Origin of the sequence: Crystallibacter degradans (assembly GCF_012952295.1) — a bacterium.
In the GTDB taxonomy this organism is placed as follows: Bacteria; Actinomycetota; Actinomycetes; order Actinomycetales; family Micrococcaceae; genus Crystallibacter; species Crystallibacter degradans.
Genome location: NZ_JABBCH010000015.1, coordinates 34,786 through 54,636 on the forward strand (window position 1 = coordinate 34,786; position 19,851 = coordinate 54,636).

General features: G+C 63.8%; 16 protein-coding genes. 5 read left to right on the forward strand and 11 right to left on the reverse strand.

Features of this window, described 5'->3' with window-relative positions; translation table 11 throughout:
* Nucleotides 1–11: 11 nt before the first annotated feature.
* The 3 genes from HGO92_RS18625 to hrcA form a co-directional block, all read right to left on the reverse strand.
* Nucleotides 12–782 carry a 16S rRNA (uracil(1498)-N(3))-methyltransferase gene (locus HGO92_RS18625; protein ID WP_169997491.1) on the reverse strand — a complete coding sequence of 257 codons (771 nt, stop codon included), beginning with the start codon at nt 780–782 and terminating at the stop codon, nt 12–14.
* 2 nt (nt 783–784) lie between these two features.
* Nucleotides 785–1,912 (reverse strand): molecular chaperone DnaJ, encoded by a 1,128-nt coding sequence (gene dnaJ, locus HGO92_RS18630; protein ID WP_169997493.1) that lies wholly within the window; start codon nt 1,910–1,912, stop codon nt 785–787.
* Between the two features lie 78 nt (nt 1,913–1,990).
* Nucleotides 1,991–3,004 (reverse strand): heat-inducible transcriptional repressor HrcA, encoded by a 1,014-nt coding sequence (gene hrcA / locus HGO92_RS18635; RefSeq protein WP_169997495.1) that lies wholly within the window; start codon nt 3,002–3,004, stop codon nt 1,991–1,993.
* 181 nt (nt 3,005–3,185) lie between these two features.
* On the opposite strand from hrcA, the gene HGO92_RS18640 reads away from it, so the two are divergent.
* Together HGO92_RS18640 and HGO92_RS18645 are read left to right on the forward strand one after the other, a co-directional pair.
* A complete protein-coding gene (locus HGO92_RS18640; RefSeq protein ID WP_169997497.1) occupies nt 3,186–4,028 on the forward strand; it encodes a DUF3097 domain-containing protein in 843 nt (280 codons plus the stop codon).
* Between the two features lie 136 nt (nt 4,029–4,164).
* On the forward strand, nt 4,165–4,587 hold the full coding sequence (locus tag HGO92_RS18645; protein WP_169997499.1) for a DUF4870 domain-containing protein: 423 nt from the start codon (nt 4,165–4,167) through the stop codon (nt 4,585–4,587).
* Between the two features lie 49 nt (nt 4,588–4,636).
* Here HGO92_RS18645 and hemW read toward each other — a convergent pair whose 3' ends face one another.
* Both hemW and lepA read right to left on the reverse strand, forming a co-directional pair.
* Nucleotides 4,637–5,866, reverse strand: a complete 1,230-nt coding sequence (gene hemW / locus HGO92_RS18650; RefSeq protein ID WP_169997502.1) for a radical SAM family heme chaperone HemW — start codon at nt 5,864–5,866, stop codon at nt 4,637–4,639.
* Nucleotides 5,867–5,907: 41 nt separating this feature from the next.
* Complete coding sequence (gene lepA, locus HGO92_RS18655; protein WP_169997504.1) at nt 5,908–7,761, reverse strand: translation elongation factor 4; 1,854 nt, start codon at nt 7,759–7,761, stop codon at nt 5,908–5,910.
* Nucleotides 7,762–7,888: 127 nt separating this feature from the next.
* Here lepA and HGO92_RS18660 point away from each other — a divergent pair, with 127 nt between their 5' ends.
* Together HGO92_RS18660 and rpsT are read left to right on the forward strand one after the other, a co-directional pair.
* Nucleotides 7,889–8,455 carry a type II toxin-antitoxin system PemK/MazF family toxin gene (locus tag HGO92_RS18660; RefSeq protein ID WP_169997506.1) on the forward strand — a complete coding sequence of 189 codons (567 nt, stop codon included), beginning with the start codon at nt 7,889–7,891 and terminating at the stop codon, nt 8,453–8,455.
* 186 nt (nt 8,456–8,641) lie between these two features.
* The gene (rpsT, locus tag HGO92_RS18665) at nt 8,642–8,902 is read left to right on the forward strand and encodes a 30S ribosomal protein S20 (protein WP_169997508.1); all 261 of its coding nucleotides are present in this window, start codon (nt 8,642–8,644) and stop codon (nt 8,900–8,902) included.
* A gap of 85 nt (nt 8,903–8,987) precedes the next feature.
* On the opposite strand, the gene holA is transcribed toward rpsT, so the two are convergent.
* From holA to glpK, 6 genes are all read right to left on the reverse strand, one after another.
* The gene (gene holA / locus HGO92_RS18670) at nt 8,988–9,995 is read right to left on the reverse strand and encodes a DNA polymerase III subunit delta (RefSeq protein WP_169997510.1); all 1,008 of its coding nucleotides are present in this window, start codon (nt 9,993–9,995) and stop codon (nt 8,988–8,990) included.
* A 69-nt stretch (nt 9,996–10,064) separates the two neighbouring features.
* Nucleotides 10,065–12,788, reverse strand: coding sequence for a ComEC/Rec2 family competence protein (locus HGO92_RS18675; RefSeq protein ID WP_169997512.1), 2,724 nt, complete (start codon nt 12,786–12,788; stop codon nt 10,065–10,067).
* Nucleotides 12,785–13,570: a ComEA family DNA-binding protein gene (locus HGO92_RS18680; protein WP_169997514.1), complete on the reverse strand. Its 786-nt coding sequence runs from the start codon at nt 13,568–13,570 to the stop codon at nt 12,785–12,787. The genes HGO92_RS18675 and HGO92_RS18680 overlap by 4 nt, the downstream gene beginning before the upstream one ends.
* Nucleotides 13,571–13,656: 86 nt before the next feature.
* Nucleotides 13,657–14,610, reverse strand: coding sequence for a DegV family protein (locus HGO92_RS18685; protein ID WP_169997516.1), 954 nt, complete (start codon nt 14,608–14,610; stop codon nt 13,657–13,659).
* Nucleotides 14,611–14,622: 12 nt separating this feature from the next.
* Complete coding sequence (leuS, locus tag HGO92_RS18690) at nt 14,623–17,112, reverse strand: leucine--tRNA ligase (protein WP_169997518.1); 2,490 nt, start codon at nt 17,110–17,112, stop codon at nt 14,623–14,625.
* A 216-nt stretch (nt 17,113–17,328) separates the two neighbouring features.
* Nucleotides 17,329–18,843 (reverse strand): glycerol kinase GlpK, encoded by a 1,515-nt coding sequence (gene glpK, locus HGO92_RS18695; protein ID WP_169997520.1) that lies wholly within the window; start codon nt 18,841–18,843, stop codon nt 17,329–17,331.
* Between the two features lie 168 nt (nt 18,844–19,011).
* Here glpK and HGO92_RS18700 point away from each other — a divergent pair, with 168 nt between their 5' ends.
* Nucleotides 19,012–19,851 (forward strand): aldo/keto reductase, encoded by an 840-nt coding sequence (locus HGO92_RS18700; protein WP_169997522.1) that lies wholly within the window; start codon nt 19,012–19,014, stop codon nt 19,849–19,851.

The following is a 19,851-nucleotide window of genomic DNA, read 5'->3' on the forward strand; positions in this document are numbered from 1 at the left end:
CCAGGCGGCGTTCAGTTCCAGCGGCCCAGCCGCTCGCTGAGCAGCGCGACGGCGGCCGGCCCGGCAGTTGAGGACCTGAGCACATGCGGTCCCAGGATCACTGGCACCGCCCCGGCCTCACGCATCTGCTCAACCTCGCGATGACTCATGCCGCCCTCGGGCCCAACAATCATGAGAATGCTCTGCTCCAGGGCTGGTTCTGATTCCAACCCACTTCTTTGAACCGCTTCTGCCAGTGACAGCCGCGCGTCCTCATGGAGGATCAGCGCTAACCTGCTCTCGCCGATACGTCCACAAAGCGATTTCAAATCAACCAGCGGCGCCACGTCAGGGACGGTGGCGCGGCGCGCTTGCTTCGCGGCGGACCGGACCGTCGATTCCCACTTCGCCATCCCCTTGGCAGCCTTGGCGTCGCGCCAGCGGACAATGCTCCGTTCGGCCTGCCAGGGAACAACCTCGTCCACACCCAGTTCAGTGGCAGCTTCGATTGCGAGTTCGTCACGGTCGCCCTTGGCCAAGGCCTGGACGAGCGTCAGCCGGAAGGGTGCCGGCGGCTCCGGGGCAACGGTCTCGACGGAGACGGTCAGGCTCTCCGTACCCGTCGAGACGACCGTTCCCGAAAGCCGCATGCCCCGTCCGTCAACGACGTCCACGCTCTCGCCGGGGCTCAGGCGCTTAACCGCGACAGCATGCCTGGCTTCGGCACCGACTAAGACAAATTCCTCACCGGACGCCACCGCTGCCAGTGCTCCAGGTTCGGTGAAGAAAACGGGATTGGTCACTGTTAGAGATTGCCGAGCTTGTCCCGCAGCCGGGCAAACACGCCGCTGCCGCTGCCCGCAAGCTTGCCTTCAGTGAACTGCTCGCCGCGCGACGCTGCGAGCTGGCGCAGCAGCTCCTCCTGCTCGGAATCGAGTCTGGTAGGCGTTTCCACGTGAACATGGACCTTCAGATCGCCGCGGCCGTAGCCCCGCAGATGCGTTACGCCGAGCCCCTTGAGGGTGATGATCTCGCCGGCCTGGGTACCGGGCTTGATGTTCAGCGACTGCGTCCCGTCGAACGTGTCCATGTCCACATCGGTACCGAGGGCCGCAGCCGTCATCGGTACCGCCATCGTCACATGGAGGTCGTCGCCCTCACGGATGAAGTTCTTATCCGGGGCAACACGGATCTCGACGTAGAGGTCGCCCTGCGGGCCACCTGCCGTACCTGATTCGCCCTGCCCGGCCAGCTGGATCCGGGTGCCCGTTCCGACACCTGCCGGAATTTTGATGGTCAGGGAGCGGCGGCTGCGGATGCGGCCCTCGCCATTACATTCATTGCACGGGTCGGGGATGATCGTGCCGAATCCCTGGCAGCTTCCGCAGGGAGCGGCGGTCATAACCTGCCCCAGGATGGAGCGCACGGCACGCTGTACTTGGCCCGAGCCGCCGCAGATGTCGCAGGTCCGCGGGCTGGTGCCGGGACGGCAGCAGCTGCCGTCGCACGTAGGGCAAACGACGGCGGTGTCCACTTCGATCTTCTTGTTGACGCCGAATACGGCATCCTTGAGATCGATGCGGACATTGATCAGCGCGTCCTGTCCGCGGCGCGTGCGCGAAGGGGGTCCGGCACTGCCCTGCCCACCGAAGAAGGTTTCGAAAATATCCTGGAAGGCGAACCCAGCACCCGAATAACCGCCGCCGAAGCCGCTGTCTGTGCCGTTCTCATTGCCTGTGGTGTCATAGACCCGCCGCTTCTGCGGGTCCGACAGCACCTCGTAGGCATGGCTGACCTGCTTGAATTGTTCTGCAGCCTCCGGCCCGGTGTTCACATCAGGGTGGAGCTTGCGGGCCAGCTTCCGATAGGCCTTCTTGATTTCCTCAGCAGTGGCATCGCGGCTGACACCGAGTACGTCGTAGTGGTTGCTCACCTTGTATTACTTCTCTTCCTGGGAATCGGTTGCGGACAGCGGCTCCCGCTGTCCATGTGCTGCTGGTTGGCCGGCTGCCTATCCGGCAAGGATCCGTGACAAATAACGGGCTACGGCACGCACGGCGGCCATAGTAGTCGGATAATCCATCCGGGTTGGACCGAGGATGCCCAGCTTGGCTGAAGAACCCGGACCATAGCCGGTTGCGACCACGGACGTTTCCGCCAACGAGCCGTACGGGTTCTCGTGCCCAATGCGTACGGAAATCCCGTGCGCGTCCTGCTGCATCTCCGACAGCAGGCGGAGCAGGACCACCTGTTCCTCGAGTGCCTCGAGAATGGGTCCGATACTCAACGGGAAATCCATGGTGGAACGGGCCAGATTGGCTGTGCCGGCCATGAGGATACGCTCCTCCTGTGTGGCTGCAGCAAGACTTTCCAAGGCCGCTGAAAGTGGTGGCACGATAGCCTCGGTGCCGGGCCTGGCGTCCTTCAATCCGTTCCGGAGCAGCCCGCCCACCGAATCCAGGGGGTGCCCGGCCAACTCTGAGAGATAGGCCGATCGGAGATCGGATAATTCTTCATCCGTGACGGGATCAGGCAGGGAAATGACCCGCTGCTCAACTTTCCCGTTATCGGCAATCAGGACAACGAGGACCTGTTGCGGTGCGAGCAGGACAAACTCGATGTGCCTGGTGCAGGCCCGACCCAGCCGCGGATACTGGATCACTGCTACCTGATTGGTCAGCTGGGATAACAGCCTCACGGTGCGATCCATGACATCGTCCAGGTCGCCCGCGTTTTCGAGCAGGGCCTGGATAGCACGGCGTTCAGCGGAGGAGAGCGGCTTCACATCCGAAATCCGGTCCACGAAGAGCCGGTAGCCCTTGTCCGTTGGAATGCGGCCGGCACTGGTGTGCGGAGCGACGATCAGGCCTTCTTCTTCGAGCGCAGCCATGTCATTGCGGATTGTGGCCGAGGAAACACCTAAATGGTGGCGGTCAACCAGTGCTTTGGACCCTACGGGTTCACGCGAATGCACGTAATCTTCCACGATAGCGCGCAGCACCTCTAGCCGACGGCCTTCGCTCACTGGGCACCTCCTGATTTCGTACGGCTGCAGCAGACATGTCGGTTAGCACTCAACACGTCCAAGTGCTAAGTCTAATACGTTTGGCACGTTGTTAGCATTGTCAGGCTGCCATGCACCTATCGGCGGCTCCGCTGATCGCCTGCAGCTACCCGAAAGCTGCATGACCGAAGGACTACAACCGATGAGCAGCTACGGCTGGGGACCACAGGATCTATCCGCTCCGAAGTCGCGTCAGCTTCGCAAGGTAGGGGCCGAACCCGGATTGGTACTGGAGGATGTCGAAAGCGGCTGGGTAGGCGCGGTGGTGCGTGTGGAAAAGTCCGGCGGGGTCCATCTGGTGTCGCTGGAGGACCGGCGCGGCAAGAAACGTTCTTTCCCCCTGGGCTTCGGCTTTCTGCTGGAAGGTGAACCCGTGGAGGTAGTTCCTGCCATGGCCGCTGCCGCCGTCGCACGTCCGCAGCGGACGGCCTCCGGATCCGTCAGAGTAGAAGGACTGCGCGCGCAGGTAGCGAAGGCCAGCCGGATCTGGGTCGAAGGCAAGCACGATGCCGAACTCGTCGAGAAGGTGTGGGGCCACGATCTTCGGGTCGAAGGCATAGTTGTGGAGCCGCTTCACGGCGTCGATGACCTCGCTTCGGCAGTATCGGCGTTCAGCCCGGGGCCGCAGCGGAAGTTGGGCATTCTGGTAGACCATCTGCTGCCCGACACCAAGGAGTGGCGGATTGCGCAGGCCGCCATGGCAGTTCCGTCAGCGCGCAACAACGTGCTGATCGTCGGACACCCGTATGTGGACGTGTGGCAGGCCATCAAACCGGCCGTCATCGGGCTGGAAAAATGGCCCGTGGTTCCCCGCGGAACCGATTGGAAAACCGGAATCCTTGCCGGCCTCGGGTGGCCCAACAAAACCCAGATCGACATCGCGCACGGGTGGAAGCGCTTGCTCGGCAGCGTCAATACCTATGCGGATCTTGAACCGTCCCTACTGGGACGTGTCGAAGAAGTCATCGATTTCCTCACGGCCTGAGGAATGCGCATGGCGACAACCCCATTCTGCGCCGGCAGATTGACCCCAGTCCGCTGTTTACCGGTCATTGCGGCTAATCTTAGTTTCGTAGGTAATAGCCATTAGAACGAAAACGAATTCTCCTGAGGTAGGTCCTGTGTCAGACAACCCCGCGCGCAAGAAGCAACCGGATCGTCAGCCGGCTCCCCGGACGCAGTATGAAAGCGCCTCTTCCTCAGCCCTGCCGCTAACGCCGTCCGAAGACCGTCAATGGGCCACTCTGGCTCATTTCGGCGGCATTCTGGGGTGCTTTCCTTCGCTGGTCATCTACCTGATCTTCAAGGACCGGGGCCCCTTCACGGCCCAGGAGTCGAAAGAAGCCCTGAACTTCACGCTCCCGCCAACGATCGTCGCTGTTATTGCCAACGTGCTGATTCTGGTGCCTGTGATCAGCGGCTTCTTTGCCGTCGTTGCAGCGGCAATCTGGGTTTTCCTCACCGTGTTCTCTGTGATGGCAGGCATCGCAGTCAACCGCGGCCGTCCCTACCGCTACTCATTGAATCTCCGCCTGCTCCACTAAGCCCGCAGGCGGAGGCGCGCCGAAGAGGGCTCATCCAGCGTGGTGCTTGTCAGTCTTCCAGGAGGCGGCGGACCACGGCGTCGGCAAGCAGCCTGCCCTGCAAAGTGAGCCGGACGGTGCCGTCGAAAGCCGCGGGTCCGTCCACCAGCCCGTCTGCGATCAGACCGGCTACCGCGTTCCGCCCCTGCGGGCCCAGTTCCTGTGTCCGCAGACCATCAATGATGCGGGTCTGGAGCATCACATGTTCCAGTTTGCGGGTCGCTGCGTCAAGCGTTTCCCGTCCCGCCGCCGGAGAGACCCCTGTTGACAGACGTTGGCCGTACGCGGCCGGATGCTTCACGTTCCACCAGCGGACACCGCCCATGTGGGAGTGGGCCCCGGGGCCGGCACCCCACCAGTCATCACCACGCCAGTAAGAGAGATTGTGCCGGCAACGGTCGGCTTCAGTGCGGGCCCAGTTGCTGACCTCGTACCAGCCAAAGCCGGCGGCAGCCAACCGCGCCTCGGCGAGTTCATATTTGGTGGCGTGGTCATCGTCGTCAATTCCCGGTACTTCGCCGCGGCGGATCTGGGCGGCGAGCTTGGTGCCCTCCTCCACGATCAGCGCATAGGCCGAAATATGATCCGGCTGGCAGTCGATCGCGGCATCCAGACTGGTCTCCCAATCGGCAACCGACTCCCCCGGCGTGCCGTAGATCAGGTCCAGGCTGACATGCAGCCCGGCCTCGCGTGCCCAGCGCACCGCCTGCGGAACGCGTTCCGGATCATGCGTGCGGTCAAGCACCTTGAGCACGTGGGGTACTGCGGACTGCATCCCGAAGGAAACACGGGTGAACCCGGCCGCCGCCAGCGTCTGCAGCGATTCGGGCGTGACGGAGTCCGGATTGGCCTCCGTGGTGACCTCGGCCGCCGGTGCCAGACCCCATAGTTCGGTGGCACGGCCCAAAATGGCCGCCAGATCCGATGCCGGCAGCAAAGTGGGAGTACCGCCGCCGAAAAAGACCGTCGACAGCGGGCGCCGGGGCAGCCCGGATGCGGGCAGCACCTTGGCCGCGAGGTCGAGTTCGGCGTTGAGGGTGCCGGCGTATTCGTCCTGCGAGGCGCCTGAACCGAGCTCCTTGGCAGTGTAGGTATTGAAGTCGCAGTAGCCGCAACGCACCGAGCAGAACGGAATGTGGACATAGAGACAGAAGTCCCTGTCCTGTGCGCCGGCAGCGGCCTGCGGCGGCAGCAAGCCATCGGCCGGTGCCGGGTCTCCCAGCGGCAGGACGCTAGGCACAGGCGACCGCCGCCGTCGTCGTTGTCTTCATCACTACGGTTTTATTTCTTGCTCTTGTCTTTCGATTCATCGGACGACAGCGCTGCGATGAAGGCTTCCTGTGGAACTTCCACCCGGCCGACCATCTTCATGCGCTTCTTGCCTTCCTTCTGCTTCTCCAGTAGTTTGCGCTTACGGCTGATGTCGCCGCCGTAGCACTTGGCCAGCACGTCCTTGCGGATGGCGCGGATATTTTCGCGGGCGATGATGCGCGAGCCGATTGCTGCCTGGATGGGCACCTCGAACTGCTGGCGGGGGATGAGCTCGCGCAGTTTGCCGGTCATCATCACCCCGTAGCTGTAGGCCTTGTCCTTGTGGGTGATGGCGCTGAACGCGTCCACCTGTTCACCCTGCAGCAGGATGTCCACCTTCACCAGATCGGCCACCTGTTCACCGTCCGCCTTCCAGTCGAGGGAGGCGTAGCCGCGGGTCTTGGACTTGAGCAGGTCGAAGAAGTCGAAAACGATTTCGGCCAACGGCAGCCGGTAGCGAAGCTCCACCCGGTCTTCCGACAGGTAGTCCATGCCCTTCATATCGCCGCGGCGGCCCTGGCAGAGCTCCATGATGGCGCCCACAAACTCGTTCGGGGCCAGAATGGTGGCCGAAACCATCGGCTCCCGGACCTCGGAGACTTTTCCGTCCGGATATTCGCTCGGGTTGGTGACCGTGACGACCTTCTTGTCTTCGAGGGTCACCTCATAGACGACGTTGGGCGCGGTGGAGATCAGGTCCAGGTTAAAGTCGCGCTCCAAGCGTTCACGCGTGATTTCCAAGTGGAGCAGGCCGAGGAAGCCCACGCGGAAGCCGAAGCCGAGAGCGGCCGAGGTTTCCGGTTCGTAAACCAGGGCGGCGTCGTTGAGCTTGAGCTTGTCCAGGGCGTCGCGAAGTACCGGATAGTCGGCTCCGTCGATCGGGTAGAGACCGGAGAAGACCATCGGTTTGGGGTCCGCATAGCCGCCGAGGGATTCCGGGGCAGGGTTGTTCAAGGTGGTGACCGTGTCGCCGACCTTGGACTGCCGCACGTCCTTCACGCCGGTGATCAGGTAGCCGACCTCGCCAACGCCCAGGCCCTTGGAGGGCACCGGTTCCGGAGAGCTGACACCGATTTCCAGCAGTTCGTGGCTGGCTCTGGTGGACATCATCTGGATACGTTCGCGGGGCTTGAGTTCCCCGTCGACCACGCGGACGTAGGTCACCACACCGCGGTAGGTGTCATAGACCGAGTCGAAGATCATGGCACGGGCCGGGGCATCGGCATTACCGACGGGGGCGGGCAGGTCGCGGACAATTTTGTCCAGCAGGTCCTCAACGCCCATACCGGTTTTACCGGAGACCTTCAGCACATCCTCGGGATCGCCGCCGATGAGGTTGGCAAGCTCCGCAGCATACTTCTCCGGCTGTGCCGCCGGCAGGTCGATCTTGTTCAGCACCGGGATGATGGTCAGGTCATTCTCCATCGCCAGGTACAGGTTCGCCAGCGTCTGGGCTTCGATGCCCTGCGCCGCGTCGACGAGCAGAACAGCGCCTTCGCAGGCAGCTAGAGACCGGGACACCTCATAGGTGAAGTCCACGTGCCCCGGTGTGTCGATCATGTTCAGCGCATAGGTCCTGCCATCGAGCTCCCACGGCAGACGGACAGCCTGGGACTTGATGGTGATGCCGCGTTCGCGCTCGATGTCCATCCGGTCCAGATACTGGGCCTTCATGTCCCGCTGCTCAACTACGCCGGTTAACTGCAGCATCCGGTCCGCCAGGGTGGACTTCCCGTGGTCGATATGGGCGATGATGCAGAAGTTCCTGATGATCGCCGGATCTGTGGCGGCAGGCACCGGTGCGGTGCGGGCCATGGGTGACACAGCGGTTTCCTAACTCTCTAACGGGGCTTCGATGATGGCTCTTCGATAGATACCAAGTTAACAGTCTCCCATGAGATGACCGCTGTTTCTTCCCGGCAGGTACGGATTCGACGGGTAGTTTTGGTGCATGGCTTTCAACGTGAACACTCTTGGCCGGCTGCTCCGCGGTGCCGCAAAAGTCCTCCGGGCGGTCAACCGCTCTTCAACGTCCAGGCCCCCGGGTGCAGGCCGAGGGCGGCCGCCTGTCAGCCGGCCGGGCCCCGCAACGGAACACGGCCAGGGGCAACTGAGCGCGACGTACCCCGGCGACTTCCGCGGCCGGGCTTCCGTGGCCTACTCCCCCAGCCCGGACGGCCAACCGGATCCGGGGGAAATTGTCTGGACCTGGGTTCCATACGAGGAGGACCACAGCAAGGGCAAGGACCGCCCTGTGCTGCTGATAGGCCATAACGGTCCATGGCTGCTGGCATTAATGATGACCAGCAGGGACCGGAACAACGGTTCAAACAGCCACGAGGACTACGTAGACATAGGGCAGGGATCCTGGGACCCGCGCGGACGGCCCAGCGAGGTAAAACTCGACCGTGTACTGCAGTTGGATCCGCGGGATATCCGGCGCGAGGGAGCAGTCCTGGGCGAACGTGAGTTTTCCCAGGTGGCGGCAGCACTGAGACAGACGCGCGGCTGGAATTAGGCTTCGGCGCGCCGCCTCGGCGGCGGACGCAGCCCCGGAAGCTTTTCTGCTAACATTTATAGCTGTGTGTCCGCGCAGGTCGACGGGCACCTCAGGCCGGCTGCCATTACGGTATCCCCACGCCGCTCAGTCAATGGCCGGTCTGACTGCCCTCACCGACCAGTCCGCAACAAAGAGAGTTTATACGTGGCTAATATCAAGTCCCAGAAGAAGCGCATCCTAACCAACGAGAAGGCCCGCCAGCGCAACATCGCTGTTCGGTCCGAGCTGAGGACTGCTATCCGCGCAGTCGGCAGCGCCGTTGAGTCCTCCGATAAGGACGGTGCAACCGCTGCTCTGGCTACGGCCAGCCGCAAGCTGGACAAGGCTGTCAGCAAGGGCGTTATTCACAAGAACAACGCTGCTAACCGCAAGTCCGCTATCTCCAAGAAGGTCAACGCCCTCTAGGAAGCAGCTTCACCGGCGTTTACCGCCGATGCAATGAAGGCCCCCGCCGATCGGCGGGGGCCTTCATTGCATTAAGAGTAGGCAGCTAGTGGCCAACGCTCGCTGCGATAACCGTGACGGCACGCTCTACGGCGTATTCGGGATCCCGGGCTGCGCCCTTTACCTGGGCATCGGTTTCGGCAAGCATCTGTATGCAGGCAGCCAGCGCAGCCGAGTCCCAGTTCCTCGCGTCCTTACGTGCTTGGTCGAATTGCCACGGGGCCAGGCCAGCGTCTTTAGCACTGACTGATGCTCCCTTTACCTTGGCGATCTGCCGAAGTTTCATGGCCAGGACAGCGACTATCGGCACCGGATCCACGCCTGTGGCCAATGCATGCCGGAGCGTGGACAAAGCGACCGCTCCCCTGCCGGAGACGGCAGCGTCAGCCACTTTGAAGCCGGTGGCTTCCACGCGGCCGCCGTAGTATTTCTCGACCGTCTCTTCCGTGACCGTTCCCTGAACGTCCGAGATCAGCTGGGCGCACGCCGCTGCTAGGTCCGGGAGGGATGCGCCGACGGCAGCGACCAGTGCTTGACCGGCCGCCGGATCAAGTCCGCGCCGGGCAGCTTTGAACTCCCGCCGGACAAAGTCCAGTTTGTCCGAGTCCTTCTTCATCGCCTGGCAGTCGACCACCGGTGCCCCGCTGGCCTTGATAGCGTCCAGCAATTTCTTGCCCCGGACCCCGCCCGAATGGTGCAGCACCAGGGTGACGTCCTCCGCCGGGGCCTGCAGATATGCCAATGCGTCGCCCAAGAACTCATCGTTCATCTGCGCCACACCGTCCACTTCAACCAACTTTGATTCGCCGAAGAGGCTGGGGCTGGCAATCATGGTCAGTTGGCCGTACGAGTAGGATGCAGCCTCCAGCGTAGTGAGCTCGACGTCCGGATGAACTCCCCGGGTCATCGACCGGATACGGTCTCTGGCCCGGTGTGCCAGATATTCTTCGGGCCCGCTGATGAGCACGACCGGAGCCGGTTCAACGTCGCGCCAGGAAACAGTTCGGCCGGCAGTCTTGCTGCCTGCGGCCGGACGGGCCGGGGGTGGATTCACAGGTCAGGTCCTCCTAGTATCAGAGTCAACATTGTCACGGGCAGCCGATTTTCCCAAGCCGGAAACCGCTCATTCCGCCGGACGCACGGCCAGGCTGCCGTCTGCGAGATCGACGACGATGGTACCGATTTGATCCGTCCGGAAAACCGGTATCCGGAGCCGCTCCAAGGCCGAGAGGATCGCGGGCGCAGGATGGCCGTAGTCATTGTCACGGCCAACAGAAATAACCGCCGTTCTCGGCTGCACCCGGTCCAGGATCGCGGTCCCACCGTTACGGGCGCCGTGATGGCTGATCTTAAGGACGTCCACGCTGCCCGGTTCAAGAGCCAAGCCCCGGAGCAGATCTGCCGCGGCCTCCTCTTCCAGGTCGCCGGTCAGCAGTATGCGCAGAGCCCCGCCGTCGGCGCCAGGGACTGTGACCAGCATGACGATGCTTGAATCGTTCTCCGAAGCGCCGGTCCGTGCCGCCGTCGGCCAGAGTATTTCCCACGAAGCGCTGCCCGTCCGGCCCGAATATCCCGCCTTGCCGAGTTCAGGGTCCAATCCGTGTTCGGCCAGCGTGCCGTCGACCAGGTCGGGCAGCTCCTTCTTCGAACTTCCAACGAGCACCCGCGCCACCCTACGTCCGTCCAGCACGCCGTCCAGGCCACCGTAATGGTCCAGGTGCATGTGCGTGAGGACCAAAAGCCCGATGCTCTCCACTCCGAGCGAATCCAGGCAGGAATCCATAGCGCCGGGTTCAGGCCCGGCATCAATAACCATGGCCTGGCCCGTACCTGTGCGGATCACCAGCCCGTCGCCTTGACCGACGTCGCAGACCACGGCATCCCAGCGTTCGGGCAGCGCGGGAACACCCCTGTTTGAGAACAGCCAGCCCAGCAGCGCACCGGCGACGACAGCCGCACAAAACGCAGCCCCCACCCGCTGCTTCCCGGTCCACCGCGCTCCGGCGCGCCGTGTGGTCCCCCTCCCGCGTTGGGCTTCCTGATCCGCGCCCAGGGAGGTCCCCTGGTCTGCGGACGCAGGCAGTTCAGGCGTGTACCGCCGGCCGGAGCCACGGCCACGGCAGGACGTCTGCTCGACCCTGAACCACAAAGAGGAAAAGCCGTCCCGTCCCTGCGCAGCCAGCCACAGAAGGGCGAGAAGGACGACGGCGGCAGCGGCCGCCAAGACCGCGCCGGCCGGTCCGCCAAGCCACGGAAGAGTGGCCAGTGGAAGTCCGGAGAAGGTCCGGGCGATCTGCGCGACCCAGAGGGTGAGAAAGCCTGTAGTGTGGACGAGCCAACCGCCGGGTAGTGGCGCCCATGGGAGCAGCGCCAGGGAGACCATGCCGCCGATGGTGACGAAGGGAACCACCGGCGCCGCCAGGATGTTGGCCGGTATCGAGAACATGGCCAACTCCGGTTGGAGCTGGACGAGGACGGGCGTGCAGAACAGCTGGGCAGCCAGCGGAATCGCCATGGCGTCAGCGAGTAGCTTCGGCATGAAGTGTTGCAGCCATCGCGAGCACGTGCTGCCGAGCAGCACCAGCCCCAAGGTAGCCAGCACCGAGAGAATGAAACTGTATTCACTGGCCAGCCATGGATTGGCCAGAAGGAGGATGAGCACGGCCAGCGCGAGGAAGGACAGCGAAGCTCGCCGCCGGCCGGAGACCAGTGCTGCCACGCCGATCGCTCCCATGACCGCGGCACGCAGGACGCTCGGCTCCGGCCGCACCAACAGCACAAATCCGGCCAGCGCGACAATGCCCAGCACCGAACTCAGCCACCGGGGCGCTCGGCAGGCTGTCGCCAACAGGTAAACAAATCCGAGCAAGTAACTGCAGTTCGCTCCGCTGACCGCCATAAGATGCGTCAGGCCGGTACGGCGCATGGCTTCTTCCAAATCGTCTGTCTGCTGTTCCCTGTCGCCAAACACCATTCCTGGCAGCAGTCCGCGCGCATCCGGCGGCAGGCTCCCGGTGTGTTCGACGAATAAGCTCCGGAGCGCGTTGACCGCCTCAGCAGCCGGCGGAGTCGATGTCACATCGGGCGCCGTTGAGGCACTCAGCATGGCAGCTTCCGACGATCCCGGTTCCATCGGTGCCAGGGTTCCGGCGGCGTGCAACCGATCCCCGTAGCGGACTGTCTGCCATGTCTGGTTACCGATGACAAGCACCGGGGTTGCGGCCTCGAACTTCCGTCCCGCGTGCGATGCCTCGGTGATTTCGGCGGTGACGAGATACCGTGGACCGGAGCCGAACGTCGACGGCGTCTTTGAGCGAGAGGCATCCGAGAGCGCCGTGAGTTCGGCGGTGACGTACGCTCCGGATTCTATGGCGGGCCCGATCGGCCCGCTGAGCCGTTCCGTGTGTTTGACGCCGATGACCAGTGCCAGCAGTCCGACAGTGCACACCAGTAGGATCACTGTGCCGGTCACCGCGGGAATAGACTTCCGCCGGCGTCGTCGCAGTCGGGCCAGCAAGAACGCTGTTACCGCGCCACCACACAGGGCTGCGCCGGTCAACCCCACGCCGGGCGGTAGTCGGAGCAGAACGAGCGCCACCAGCCAGCAGGTTGTCGCCGCGGCGGCTAACCTCAGATCCAGCCGGACCGCTCCGGGACCGCTGTCTCCAGCTCCCGGCCGCAGCGGTTTGGCCGCGGCTGCATCACTTGTAGGTTTTTCCCGGAACAGCCACGCCTTCGAGCTTCGCTTTGCGACGGCGCTCGGGTCGCTGGTGGTGTCCTTGACCGTTTCGCCGGCCATTTCGCGTGCAGCCCGCGCATAGTGCTGCCAGGGCGGCGCCGGGCTCACACGGTCACCAAGTCCACGAGGCTTGCCAGCATGACTTCGCCGATGCCCGGCACTGCATCCAGGTCTTCGGGCCGGCCGAAGCTTCCATGCTGCTCGCGGAAGTCGATGATCCGCTGAGCCAGAACGGGCCCGACCCGGGGAAGCGTCTTAAGTTCTTCCAGCGAAGCGCTGTTGAGATTGATCTTTGCCGCGGGCTGGTCTTCCGCTCCGCCGGCACCGCCCTCGGGACCCGCTGCAGTCGCGCCGCTGCCGGAGGCGGACTGGTGCTCGGGTGAGGAAACGAAGACCTGTTGTCCGTCCGTGAGCGGCGCCGCCAGGTTCAGTGACGCCAGATCTGCGTCTTCGCTGGCACCTCCCGCGGCTTCCAGTGCTTCAAAAACCCGCGCCGATGCCGGTAGACGGACAATCCCCGGACGATCGACGGCGCCGGCGACATGGACGATGATCTGCGCTGCATCGCCGGGATCGGCCTCCGGCCCGGCGGAAGCAGCTTCTTCATTCGTCTCGGCCGGGGATTCAAGCTCGCCGGCCTGCTCCGGGTCCTGTCCTTCCCCAGTGGGTCCGGCCACAGCGGTGGAACTCGTGGCGGGCAGCGACAGCAGCACATCGCTCTCATCCCTGTGGGTATCGGCCGTCAGGAGCAGCACCAGCGCGTAACCGATGGCCAGGCCTGCAGCGATCAGCGCTGCCCCGAGTGCCACCCGCAGACGCGGGCGCCGAACGGACATTTTCAGGCCGTGGCTGGCTTCTGTGGCGGCTGTTCCCCAGCGGTGGCGGCCCATGGGACTACGCTATGAAGCAAATCAACGGCCAGGCAGAATGCTCCTGCGGCTTGTGGACAGGAGCATCCCATCCCGGATTGTGGAGATCAGGACACCGGTTCGGGCATGGCGGGTCCTATGACGACGGCGAGGACTCCCAGTCCGGCATGGGCGGCCAGCACCGACGGTACCGCGGTGACCAGGATTTCATCACCGACATGAGGACTGAGCTCTTCGGCCAGCGACCTGGCCTCTGCTTCATTGCCGAAATAATGGACAGCCAGCTGCGGTGAATACTCGAGCTCTTCGATCCGCCGGACCACCAGCTGCTGCATCCGGACGAGCGCCTTGGAAGCCGTCCTGATTTTCTCCACCTCTGCGATGGCACCGTCGCGGATAGTGAGAATAGGTTTGATAGCCAGCAGCGACCCGAAGAACCCAGCCGCCGGATTGATCCGCCCGCCCCGGCGCAGCTGGTCCAGGCTGGGAACATAGAAGAGGACATCGGCGGCTGCCGCCGCTTCGCGGGCCCGTTCCGCCACCGCGGATACCTCCGCGCCGTCCTGCGCCGCCAGCACCGCGGCGACAACGGCAAATCCCTCCGCCATCGCCACCGACCGGGTATCGACGATCTCCACCCGGATATCCGTCTCTGCCGCAGCCAGCGCCGCCGCTTCCACGGTGCCTGAAAGGGATCCGGAGAGGTGGATGGAGACGATGGCGTCGAAGCCCTGCCGCTGCAGTTCCTCATAGGTCCGCTTGAAGAGGCCTGGCGACGGCCGGGAGGTCTTGACTTCCTTACCTTCAGCCAGACCGACGGTCAGCACGGCGGGGACGTCGTCCACTCCCTCGCCGTAGATCTGGCCGGAAATCATCACCGGCATCGGGACGATCCGCAGCCAGTCCGCGGTTTCCGGTTCGGCTGCCCACTCAGCCGGCAGGGAGGCGGCCGAATCCGTTACCACGGCGACCCTGAGCCGTCCGGATACTTCCTCCGGCTTGCGGCCGGCCTGGTGCAGCAGTTGCCGTGACCGCTGCACCAGCTCCTCAAGCCATGACATTGTCAGCCGCCCTTAGGCCGGGACGATATTGACCAGTTTGGGTGCCCGGACGATGACCGTGCGGACGCTGCGTCCGTCGAGCGTTTTGACCACCTGTTCCGATGCCAATGCCTTGGCCTTGAGCTCCTCTTCGCTAATGTCCGGGGCCACTTCGAGCCGGTCCCGGACCTTGCCCTGGACCTGGACGACGGCGGTAACCGTGGCCTGGACCAGCAGCTGCTCGTCGACCGCCGGCCAGCTGGCGGCCGCAACCGAGGGCTCATGCCCGAGCGCTGCCCAGAGATCCTCTCCGGTGTACGGAGCGAACAGGCTCAGCACTATGGCCACCGCTTCCGTAGCTTCCCGAACGGCGGGGTCGGCTCCGCCGACACCGCTGTCGATCGCCTTGCGGGTGGCATTGACCAGCTCCATGAGGCGGGCGATGACCACGTTGAACTTATGGTTGTCCAGCAGTTCGGCGGCGTCGGCGATGGTCCGGTGGGTCACCGAGCGCAGCGCACGGTCGCCTTCTGCTGGATCGGCGCCGACGGTTGAAGTCACGTCCTGGCCCAGCCGCCAGGCACGGGCCAGGAATTTAGCCGAGCCCGACGGCGAAACGTCGGCCCAGTCGACGTCGTCCTCCGGCGGTGAGGCGAAAATCATGGTCAGCCGGACGGCGTCGACACCGAACTTGTCCAGCTGCTCGCCGAGGTCCACACCGTTGCCCAAAGACTTGCTCATGGCCTTGCCCCCGTTGAGGACCTGGCCCTGGTTCAGCAGCGCGCTGAACGGCTCGTCGAAGTCCACCAGCCCGAGGTCCTTGAGCACCTTGGTGAAGAACCTGCTGTACAGCAGGTGCAGGATGGCGTGCTCGACGCCGCCCACGTACTGCCCGACCGGCAGCCACTTGTTGACCGCTTCGACGTCGAAAGGCCCTTCGGTGTAGTCCGGCGAGGCAAACCGAAGATAGTACCAGGAGGAATCCACGAAGGTATCCATGGTGTCCGTATCCCGGGTGGCAGCGCGTCCGCAGTTCGGGCAGTCCACATTGACCCAGTCCGCGGCGGCGGCCAGGGGCGATGTGCCCTTCGGTGAGAGCGCTTCGCCGCGCAGGTCTTCGGGCAGCCGCACCGGAAGCTGGTCATCCGGAACCGGCACCTCGCCGCACTCGGCGCAGTGGATGATCGGGATGGGCGCACCCCAGAAGCGCTGCCGGCTGAGCAGCCAATCGCGGAGCCGGTAGTTGACCGTCTTCTCACCGGTGCCGGCCGCCTCGACAATGTCGATGGCCTTGGCAATGCCCTCGTCCTTGGACAGGCCGTTGAGGTCGCCCGAGTTGATCAGGCTGCCTTCGCCCGTGGTGGCGGTCCCGCTGACCGCGGGGTCTTCCTCGCCGGTGTCCAGCACCGCCCGCACGGGCAGGTCGAATGTCTTGGCAAAGTCCAGGTCGCGCTGGTCGTGCGCGGGGACAGCCATAATGGCGCCGGTGCCGTAATCCGCAAGCACGTAGTCCGCGGCCCAGACGGGCAGTTTCTCGCCGTTCAACGGGTTGATGGCATAACGGCCGAGGAAGACGCCGGTCTTCTCCCGGTCGGTGGATTGGCGTTCAATGTCGGAGAGGGCCTTGACCTTTTCGCGGTAGTCCATCAGCGCATCATGCTGTTCGGGCGTAACCAGGTCCAGGGCCAGGTGGGCATCAGCGGCGACGACGAAGAATGTGGCGCCGTACAGGGTATCGGGGCGGGTGGTAAAGACGGTGACGCCCTTGGCTTCCCGGCCGTCCGCGGGCTCGATGTTGAAGTTGACGTGGGCGCCCTCGGACCGGCCGATCCAGTTGCGCTGCATGGCCAGCACACGCTCAGGCCAGTGCCCCTTCAGCTCGTCCATGTCATCCAGCAGCCGGTCGGCGTACTCCGTGATCTTGAAGTACCACTGGTTCAGGCTCTTCTTGGTTACCGGCGTACCGCATCGTTCACAGGCACCGTTGACAACCTGTTCGTTGGCCAGCACCGTCAGGTCCTTGGGGCACCAGTTGACCGGTGAATTCTTCCGGTAGGCCAGCCCGCGCTCGTAGAACCGCAGGAACAGCCACTGTGTCCAGCGGTAGTAGTCCGCGTCGGAGGTGTGCAGCCGCCGGGACCAGTCGGCGCTGATGGCGTAGCGCTTGAAGGATGCAGCCTGGGTCTCAATGTTGGCGTACGTCCATTCGGACGGGTGCGCGTTGCGCTTGATGGCCGCATTTTCCGCAGGCAGGCCGAAGGAGTCCCAGCCGATCGGGTGCAGGACGTCGTAGCCCTTCAACCGCAGGTAACGCGCGACGACGTCGCCCATGGCGAACGCTTCGGCATGGCCCATGTGCAGGTCGCCCGAGGGATAGGGGAACATATCCAGCACGTAACGGCGCTCCTTCGAGCCGTCGTCAACGGCCTTGAAGACGCCAAGCTCTTCCCAGACGGCAGGCCATTTGGCCTCCATGGCGGAAAAACTGTACTCGTTCGGTTCGGTACCAGACTGCGTACTCACGTTGACTTGTCCTCGTCCTCTTGGTTGCTACGGCGCACTCCCGGTGGTTGCCGCTTAGACACACAAAAGCCCCTCGACACGGGAGGGGCGGCCGCACGTTACGGAACTGTTCCGTAGGTGCGGCTAGCTAAGCAGAAGTGCGGACATGGAATTACTTTACCGCAGATCAGCCGGAGGCTTCCTTAGGCTTCCTTAGGCTTCGCGTCCGGATCAGGCTCAGCGCACGTCCTCGTCCACCCAGTCGAACGTGCGGGTCACCGCCTTCTTCCATAACCGCAGCTGCCGGTCCCGTTCGGAGGACGCCAGCTGCGGTTCCCAGCGACGGTCCTGGGCCCAGTTCGACCGAAGTTCCGCAAGGTCCTGCCAGAATCCGGTGGCCAGCCCCGCTGCATAGGCCGCTCCCAGTGCTGTGGTTTCGGCGACCTTGGGGCGGATGACCGGGACACCGAGAATGTCTGCTTGGAACTGCATCAACGCATCGTTGGCAACCATCCCGCCGTCGACCTTCAATTCCTCAAGCGGAACGGCCGAATCCGCGTTGACCGCTTCGAGGACCTCACGGGTCTGGAACGCGGTGGCCTCCAGAGCAGCCCGGGCGATGTGTGCCTTCGTGACGAAACGCGTCAGCCCCACCAAGGCTCCGCGCGCATCGGCACGCCAGTAAGGAGCGAAGAGTCCGGAAAATGCGGGCACGAAGTACGCGCCTCCGCTGTCGGGTACCGAGGAGGCCAGCTCTTCGACTTCCGCGGCCGAACTGATGATGCCCAGGTTGTCCCGCAGCCACTGGACCAGTGACCCGGCAACAGCTATCGAGCCTTCAAGCGCATAACACGGCGCGTCGTCGCCGATCTTATAAGCCACGGTAGTTAGCAGGCCGTTCGCGGATTCGACGATCTCGCTGCCGGTATTGACGATGACAAAACAGCCGGTGCCGTAAGTGTTCTTGGCATCCCCGGCGTCGAAAGCCGCCTGCCCGAAAGTCGCTGCCTGCTGGTCGCCGAGAATCCCGGCAACGGGAACGTGCCGCAGCAGCTGGGATCCATGGACCGTCCCGTATACCTCCGCCGAAGACTTGATTTCCGGGAGCAGGGAAGCCGGGACATCGAAAACCTCGAGGATGGACCGGTCCCAGGCGAGCGTCTTCAAGTCCATGAACAGCGTCCGGGAGGCGTTTGTGACGTCCGTGACATGGACTCCTCCGTCCGTTCCTCCTGTCAGGTTCCACAGCACCCAGCTGTCCGTGGTGCCGAAAAGAAGCTCGCCGGCGTCGGCCTTGGCCCGGGTGCCTTCCACATTGTCCAGAATCCATTTCAGCTTGGTACCTGCGAAGTACGGCGAAAGCGGCAGCCCGGTAATTGCTTTAAACCGGTCGGTGCCGCCGTCAGCAGCCAGCGCGTCGCAGATAGGCTGGGTGCGCACATCCTGCCACACGATGGCGTTGTAAACCGGTTTTCCGGTCTTCCGGTCCCACACCACGGTGGTTTCGCGCTGGTTGGTGATGCCCACGGCGGCAATATTGTGGCGCGTCAGATTGGCACGGGCCAGCGCGTTGCCGATGACCTCGCGGGTGTTGTCCCAGATTTCCACCGCATCATGTTCCACCCAGCCCGGCTGCGGAAAAATCTGCCGGTGTTCCATCTGGCCGGTCGAAACGATCTGTCCGGCATGGTCAAAAATGATGGCCCGCGAGGACGTGGTCCCCTGGTCGATGGCCAGAACGTAGTCGGACAAAGCAGACCTCTTCGCTAGGACAGGACGCCGGCGCCGGAAGGGCAGCACCGATTGGGCTCGAACCTAGCCCCGCTGCGGGTGGAGGTCAATTCCCGCCAAACGGTGATGCGCCTCTTTTACGGCCGCGGCTGGCCGCCGACGCCTGCATTGCTCGGTAGAGTCTTGTATATGGGAACGGCAGATAAAACGGCGCTGAACAACGGCGTCCTGATGGACCAACTGGGCTTCGGCCTGTACAAAGTTCCGCCGCAGGACGCCGCCGGGCTTTGCTACCAGGCATTGGAATCCGGCTACCGGCATTTCGACACTGCCGCGCTGTACGCCAACGAGGCCGGAGTGGGTGAGGCGGTCCGCCGGTTCATCGCCGAGGAACCGGAATTCAGTCGCGACGACATTTTTGTCACCAGCAAGATATGGAACGACAGCCACGGCTACGACGCGGCGCTGCGTGCCTTTGACGCCTCGCTGGAAAAGCTTGGGCTCGACTACCTCGACCTGTATCTGATCCATTGGCCACAGCCGGAACGGGCACTGTACGTGGACACCTACCGCGCCCTGGAACGCCTTTACCATGAGGGACGCGTCCGTGCCATAGGCGTTTCGAACTTCCAGCCGGCCCATCTTGAGGAACTGTTGAAAAACTGCGATGTCGTGCCGGCAGTCAACCAGATCGAGCTGCATCCGTGGCTCCAGCAGGAGCAGTTGCGGGAGCTGCACGCTGCTCACGGAATCCGCACGGTCGCCTGGAGCCCGCTGGGGCGGGGCAAAGTGCTGTCAGACCCCGTGGTCGCGGAACTGGCGCAGGAGCTGGGCAGGACTCCGGCACAGGTAGTTCTGCGCTGGCACCTGCAGCTGGGCAACGTAGCCATCCCGAAGGCGAGCTCAATGCAGCGGATCCAGGAAAACTTCAAGGTGTGGGACTTCGCCCTCGATCCTGAAGCCATGCGGCGGCTCGGCGGGCTCGAGCGGAACGGCCGGATCGGTTCCCACCCGGACGAGGTGAACTAG

Coding starts and splice junctions, on each gene's coding strand:
- HGO92_RS18640 (WP_169997497.1), top strand. CDS start 3,186: ATGAGCAGCTACGGCTGGGGACCACAGGATCTATCCGCTCCGAAGTCG.
- HGO92_RS18660 (WP_169997506.1), top strand. CDS start 7,889: ATGGCTTTCAACGTGAACACTCTTGGCCGGCTGCTCCGCGGTGCCGCA.
- HGO92_RS18680 (WP_169997514.1), bottom strand. CDS start 13,570: ATGGGCCGCCACCGCTGGGGAACAGCCGCCACAGAAGCCAGCCACGGC.
- HGO92_RS18685 (WP_169997516.1), bottom strand. CDS start 14,610: ATGTCATGGCTTGAGGAGCTGGTGCAGCGGTCACGGCAACTGCTGCAC.
- HGO92_RS18700 (WP_169997522.1), top strand. CDS start 19,012: ATGGGAACGGCAGATAAAACGGCGCTGAACAACGGCGTCCTGATGGAC.